General features: G+C 70.7%; 6 protein-coding genes. 2 read left to right on the top strand and 4 right to left on the bottom strand.

Annotation, left to right across the window (positions count from 1 at the left end; genetic code table 11):
* Both RMO85_RS06160 and RMO85_RS06155 read left to right on the top strand, forming a co-directional pair.
* Positions 1-722: DUF427 domain-containing protein (locus RMO85_RS06160; protein WP_310527527.1), on the top strand; the 722-nt coding region annotated here is incomplete at its 5' end.
* Positions 723-738: 16 nt separating this feature from the next.
* On the top strand, positions 739-1,401 hold the full coding sequence (locus RMO85_RS06155; RefSeq protein ID WP_310527526.1) for an MOSC domain-containing protein: 663 nt from the start codon (positions 739-741) through the stop codon (positions 1,399-1,401).
* A 7-nt stretch (positions 1,402-1,408) separates the two neighbouring features.
* Here RMO85_RS06155 and RMO85_RS06150 read toward each other — a convergent pair whose 3' ends face one another.
* Genes RMO85_RS06150 through RMO85_RS06135 form a run of 4 tightly spaced genes read right to left on the bottom strand, consistent with a single transcriptional unit; the run spans position 1,409 to position 5,003 of the window.
* Positions 1,409-2,197, bottom strand: coding sequence for an isocitrate lyase/phosphoenolpyruvate mutase family protein (locus tag RMO85_RS06150; RefSeq protein ID WP_310527524.1), 789 nt, complete (start codon positions 2,195-2,197; stop codon positions 1,409-1,411).
* 36 nt (positions 2,198-2,233) lie between these two features.
* Positions 2,234-3,673: an MFS transporter gene (locus RMO85_RS06145; RefSeq protein ID WP_310527520.1), complete on the bottom strand. Its 1,440-nt coding sequence runs from the start codon at positions 3,671-3,673 to the stop codon at positions 2,234-2,236.
* Positions 3,670-4,647 (bottom strand): M20/M25/M40 family metallo-hydrolase, encoded by a 978-nt coding sequence (locus RMO85_RS06140; protein WP_310527516.1) that lies wholly within the window; start codon positions 4,645-4,647, stop codon positions 3,670-3,672. The genes RMO85_RS06145 and RMO85_RS06140 overlap by 4 nt, the downstream gene beginning before the upstream one ends.
* The gene (locus RMO85_RS06135) at positions 4,554-5,003 is read right to left on the bottom strand and encodes a hypothetical protein (RefSeq protein WP_310527515.1); all 450 of its coding nucleotides are present in this window, start codon (positions 5,001-5,003) and stop codon (positions 4,554-4,556) included. The genes RMO85_RS06140 and RMO85_RS06135 overlap by 94 nt, the downstream gene beginning before the upstream one ends.
* Positions 5,004-5,103 lie beyond the last annotated feature (100 nt).

The raw sequence follows: 5,103 nt of genomic DNA, 5'->3' as shown, positions 1-5,103 counted from the left end.
GCGACGCGGTGGTCGTCGAGACCCGTGACCCACTGCTGGTGTGGCAGGCCGGCTTCCCGCCCGTCTACGGCTTCGCCCGCGAGGAGATGGTGGACGGAGCGTTGCGACCGGCGAGCGCTGCGGCGTACCCCGGCGGTTTCTTCTTCGGCCCTCATCTGCCGGTTCAGGAGTGGTACGACGTGGTGGCCGGCGACGACGTCGTGGAGTGCGGTGCGTGGACCCTCGCCGACCTGCCGGACCGGGTGATCCTGACCTGGGAGCCGGGCCGGCTGGCCTGGACGGAGGAGGACGAGGTCGTCGCCGGGCACCCGCGCGACCCGCACAAGCGGGTCGAGACACTGCACAGCTCACGGCATCTGGAAGTGACGATCGGCGACCAGGTCGTGGCCGCGAGCGACCGGCCGGTGCTGCTGCTGGAAACCGACCTGCCGACGCGCTACTACCTGCCGCGCGAGGACGTGCGGCTCGACCTGCTGACGGCGACCGACAACATCTCGGCATGCCCCTACAAGGGCACGGCCGATGGCTACTGGACCTTCCCCGGGCCGCCCGAGCTCGCCAACGTGGCGTGGTCCTACTCGGCACCGTTGCCGGCCGTCGCCGCGATCAGGGGTCGGGTCTGCTTCTACAACGAGCTCGTGGACCAACGCGTCGACGGCGTCCTGCTGACGCGGCCGGAGTCGCCCTTCAGCAAGGTCGAACAGCGCCCCGGTGGCGAGTGACGCCTACTGTCGACCCATGGCCACCGTGCTCTCCGTCAACGTCGGCGCCCCGTCACCGCGCACGGGGAAGTCGACCCCGACCGGCATCGCCAAGGTGCCGGTCGACCACATCGACGTCGCCGATCCGGGGCCCAAGCGACGTGGTCCGGGGGGTGCGGGCTTCTCCGGGGTGGCCGGCGACTTCATCGGCAGCGGACGCCACCACGGAGGCAGCGACCAGGCGGTCTACGCCTTCGCCCGGGAGGAGCTCGACCACTGGTCGCGCGAGCTCGGTCGAGACCTGCCCGACGGCATGTTCGGCGAGAACATCACCACGCTCGGGCTCGACGTCGACGAGTCCGAGTACGCCGACGTGTGGACCGTCGGCGACGCCGTGCTGCGCGTGAGCGCGCCGCGGATCCCGTGCTCGAACTTCGCGCTGCGCATGGGCGAGAAGGGCTGGGTGAAGAGGTTCGCGGAGCGCGGCCGAGCCGGGACCTACCTCGCCGTCGCCGAGGCAGGCACGATCCGGCCCGGCGATGCGATCACGGTGCAGCGGTCCGGGTCCGGGCTGCTGATCACCAGCCTGCTGCAGGCATGGATGGGCGACCTGGATCAGATGCGGGCAGCCCTGACGCACGACGACCTCGATGAGGAGAGTCGCGGCCACTTCACCCGCACCCTCGCCAGACGCGGCTAGCCAGGACTCAGTTCAAGATGCGCATCGTGCGCGGCACGCCGCCGCCACGCTGCACTTCCTCGACGAGCTCCTGGAGGGCCGTGAGCGCGACGTTCTGCGAGAGCGGACCGTGCGAGACGCGGGCCACGCCGAGGTCCTGCTGGCGCGCGAGCGACGGCGTGCCCGGGATCGCGATGGTGGTCAGCCGCTGCGGTCCGAACGCGTCGACCAGGGTGACGATCTCCTCCTCGGTGAGGATCGCCGGCACGAATACGACGGGGGCGCCGGCGTCGAGATAGGCCCTACCGCGCTCGACCGCGTCGGCGAGCACGTCGGCCCGGTCGCGGTCGCGACCCAGGTGGAACGCGTCGGTGCGGGCGTTGAGCACGAAGTCGGGCACGCCCTCCGCCGCGGCGGCCGCCATCACGGCCTGCACCTGGGCGGCGGCCTCGGCCAGCGGCTTCATCTGGTCCTCGAGGTTGGCGCCGACCACGCCGACGCCGATCGCGCGCCGGATGGTGTCGGCGGCGTCGCCGTACCCACCCTCGAGGTCGGCGCTGACCGGCAGGTCGGTCGCCTCGACGATTCGGCGGCACATGTCGATCATCTCCGCGACCGGGATCTTCTCCCCGTCGGGATAGCCCAGCGTGGCGGCGATCGAGTGGCTGGCGGTCGCGAGGGCCACGGTGCCCGGGGTGTCGGCGACGACCTTGGCGCTGATGGCGTCCCAGACGTTGACGACGGTCAACAGCTCGGGCGCGAGGTGGAGGGCAAGGAGGTCGGAGGCCCTCTTCGAGACATTGTCTGCGGTAGTCATGCCTGCCATCCAAGCAGCCGGCCGAAACCCTCCTCGTCAGTCTGCGAACGCGGACTTGGGTACGGCGACCAGGGCCGCCGCAGCGAGCAGCGCGGCCACCGAGCAGACCGCCCAGACCGTGAGGTAGCCACTGAGGGGTGCGTGACCCTCCGTCGGGTCGCCCAGGGAGCCGGTGGACGCCAGCGAGATGGCGAAGATCGACGAGGCGATCGCGCCGCCGACCGTCTTGGTCGCGTTGGTCATGCCGGTTGCGAAGCCGGTCCGGTCGGACGGGGCGGCGGCCGCTGCCGCTGCGGGCAGGGCGGCGACGAGGGCGCCCGAGCCGATGCCGGCCACGCCCATGTTGATCAGCGCCTGGGTGGTCGTGTCGTGGAACGGGATCCACATCGCATAGCCGATGGCCACCAGCAGCGAGCTGGCGATGAGGGCACCGCGGGCCGTCAGCAGCCTGCTGGTGAGCGGCAGGCTGAAGGCGCCGATCGCGAGGCAGACGACATAGACCCCGATCAGCGTGGACACGAAGCCGGCGTCGGCACCGAGGCCGTAGCCGACGACGTCGGGGTCGGTGCGCGCGAAGGTCGACAGCGGGATCTGCGCGCCCAGCACCGACATGCCGAACAGGAACGCCGTCAGCTGCACCGGCCACTGGGCGCGGGTGGCGAGCAGGTCGATGTCGATGAGCGGTTCCTCGATCTGCCGCTCGGCCCGGACGAACGGGACGAACAGTGCGAGCCCGGCAACGACGAGCAGCCAGGCCAGGATCGAGCCGGGTCCTTCGAGGCGGATCACGATCAACCCGGCCATCAGCACGGACAGCGCGCCGGTGATCAGCGTGAAGCCGACCCAGTCGATGCCGCCGGTGGCGCGGCCGGGCATGTCCTCGATGCCGAACCAGATCACCACGAAGCAGATCGTCACCGCGACGGCGGGGAGCATCAACAGCACCGTCATCGAGGTCGACTCGACCAGCGCACCCGAGGTGAGGGCGCCGATGATCACGGCCAGCTCGAGGGCGCCGACGAGGACGGCCGCGGAGCGGCGGGTGAGGAGGGCCTGGCGGCCCGTGTTCGCCGTACGCCGATGGATGATCGCGACCTCGAGCGGCAACCACACGACATAGGCGCCCTGGATCGCCCAACCGATGAGGAACGTGGTGAAGGACGGCGCGAACGCCAGGATCCAGGAGCCGAGGGCGGTGATGGCGGTGGAGATGAGCAGCACGTTGCGGTGGCCGATGAGGTCGCCGAGCCGCGCCAGCAACGGCACGCAGAGCGCGCTCACGATCAGCTGTGCGGCCTCGAACCAGTTCACGTCGGCGTCCGCGATCTCGAGATGATCTGCGATGTCGGTGAAGATCGGCGTGTAGTAGCCCTGCAGGATTCCGCTGGCGATCTCGACGCACACCAGGAAGCCGACGATGCGGAGGAGGTGCGGTGCGACGTCGCGCCGCTCGGTGGTCGTCCGGGAGTCGGTCATCTGGGGAGCCTCTCGATCAGCGTGCGATACCAGGTGACCCCGTCGACGAGGTCCTCGATCCCGAGGTGTTCGTCATAGGAGTGGATGGCCTCGCGCTGGGCCTTGGTCATCCGGAACGGGGCGAAGCGGTAGACCCGCTCGCTGATCGCCGTGAAGTGCCGCGAGTCGGTGGCGGCCATCATGACGTAGGGGGTGGTGACCGCGTCGGGAAACACCGCGAGGATCGTGTGCTCGAGGAGCTCGAAGGCTTCGTCCATCGGTGAGATGGGGGACGGCTCGCCCTGCTCGACGACCTCGATGCGGATGTCGTCGTCCTTGATCGTCGCGCGCAGGTGCGCCAGGACGTCGGCCACGGTGTCGCCGACCATGATCCGGATGTTCAGCCCGGCGCGGGCGCTGCTGGCGATGACGTTGAGGGCCGGGCTGCCGCTGAGGGTGGTCGCGGCGACCGTGGTGCGGGTCATCGCGGCTGCCTCGGGGCCGGCGGCGAGGAGCGCCCTGGTGATGAGGGGCGTGATCCGCTCGGCGTTCCGGGCGACCGGGCGGGCGACCGGCGGCAGGTGTGGGGCGAGTCGCCGCAGGAGCTCGAGAGTGGGCGCCGGCGCCGAGGCGGGGAAGGGGCTCTTCTCGATCCGCAGGATCGCTCTCGCGATGCGCGCGATGGGACCGTTCTTCGCCGGCGTCGACGCGTGGCCGCCTCGGCCCTCGGCGACGAGCTCCACACTCGTCGTGCCCTTCTCGGTGACGCCGATGACGCCGAGCGGGGGCTCGACGCCGGGGAAGGCCTGGTGCGCGATCGCGCCGCCCTCGTCGAGCACGAACCACGGGGCGACGTCGCGGCTCTTCAGTACGTCGACGGCCGCCTGCGCCGCCTCCCCGCTCACTTCCTCGTCGCAACCGAAGGACAGCCACACGTCCTGAGCGGGCGTGTCCCCGGCCTCCAGGAGCAGCTCGACCGCTTCGCAGATCGCCACCACGCAACCCTTGTCGTCGAGGGTGCCGCGGCCCCAGATGTGCCGTCGTGGATCTCGGCACCGAAGGGCGGGTGCTGCCACGGCGCGTCCTCGTCGATCGGTACGACGTCGAGGTGCGCCATCAGCACCACGGGCATCTCTGCACTGTCACCCGGCCAGCGGAACAGCAGGCCGTGGGTGCCGACGCGGGTCAGCTCGAGCTCGGCATGGAGTCGCGGGAACTGGTCCGCCAGCTCCTTGAGGAGACGATCGAAGGCCGCCGTGTCGACCAGCGCCGGGTCGCGATCCGAGACCGTCGGGACCCGCACCAGGGCCTGCAGCTTGGCGACGACGCGATCCTGGGTGTCTGTGGCCATGCGCAGAACCTAGTGCCGGCGACCTCTCGGGCTCCGCTTGCCTCGGCGTGGATCAGCCGTCGGCCACGTCGATCAGCACCTTGCCGACGGCGCCGTGCTC

It is taken from the genome of Nocardioides sp., from assembly GCF_031422975.1.
Lineage (GTDB): Bacteria > Actinomycetota > Actinomycetes > Propionibacteriales > Nocardioidaceae > Nocardioides.
This window is presented reverse-complemented; position numbering and strand designations above follow the sequence as displayed.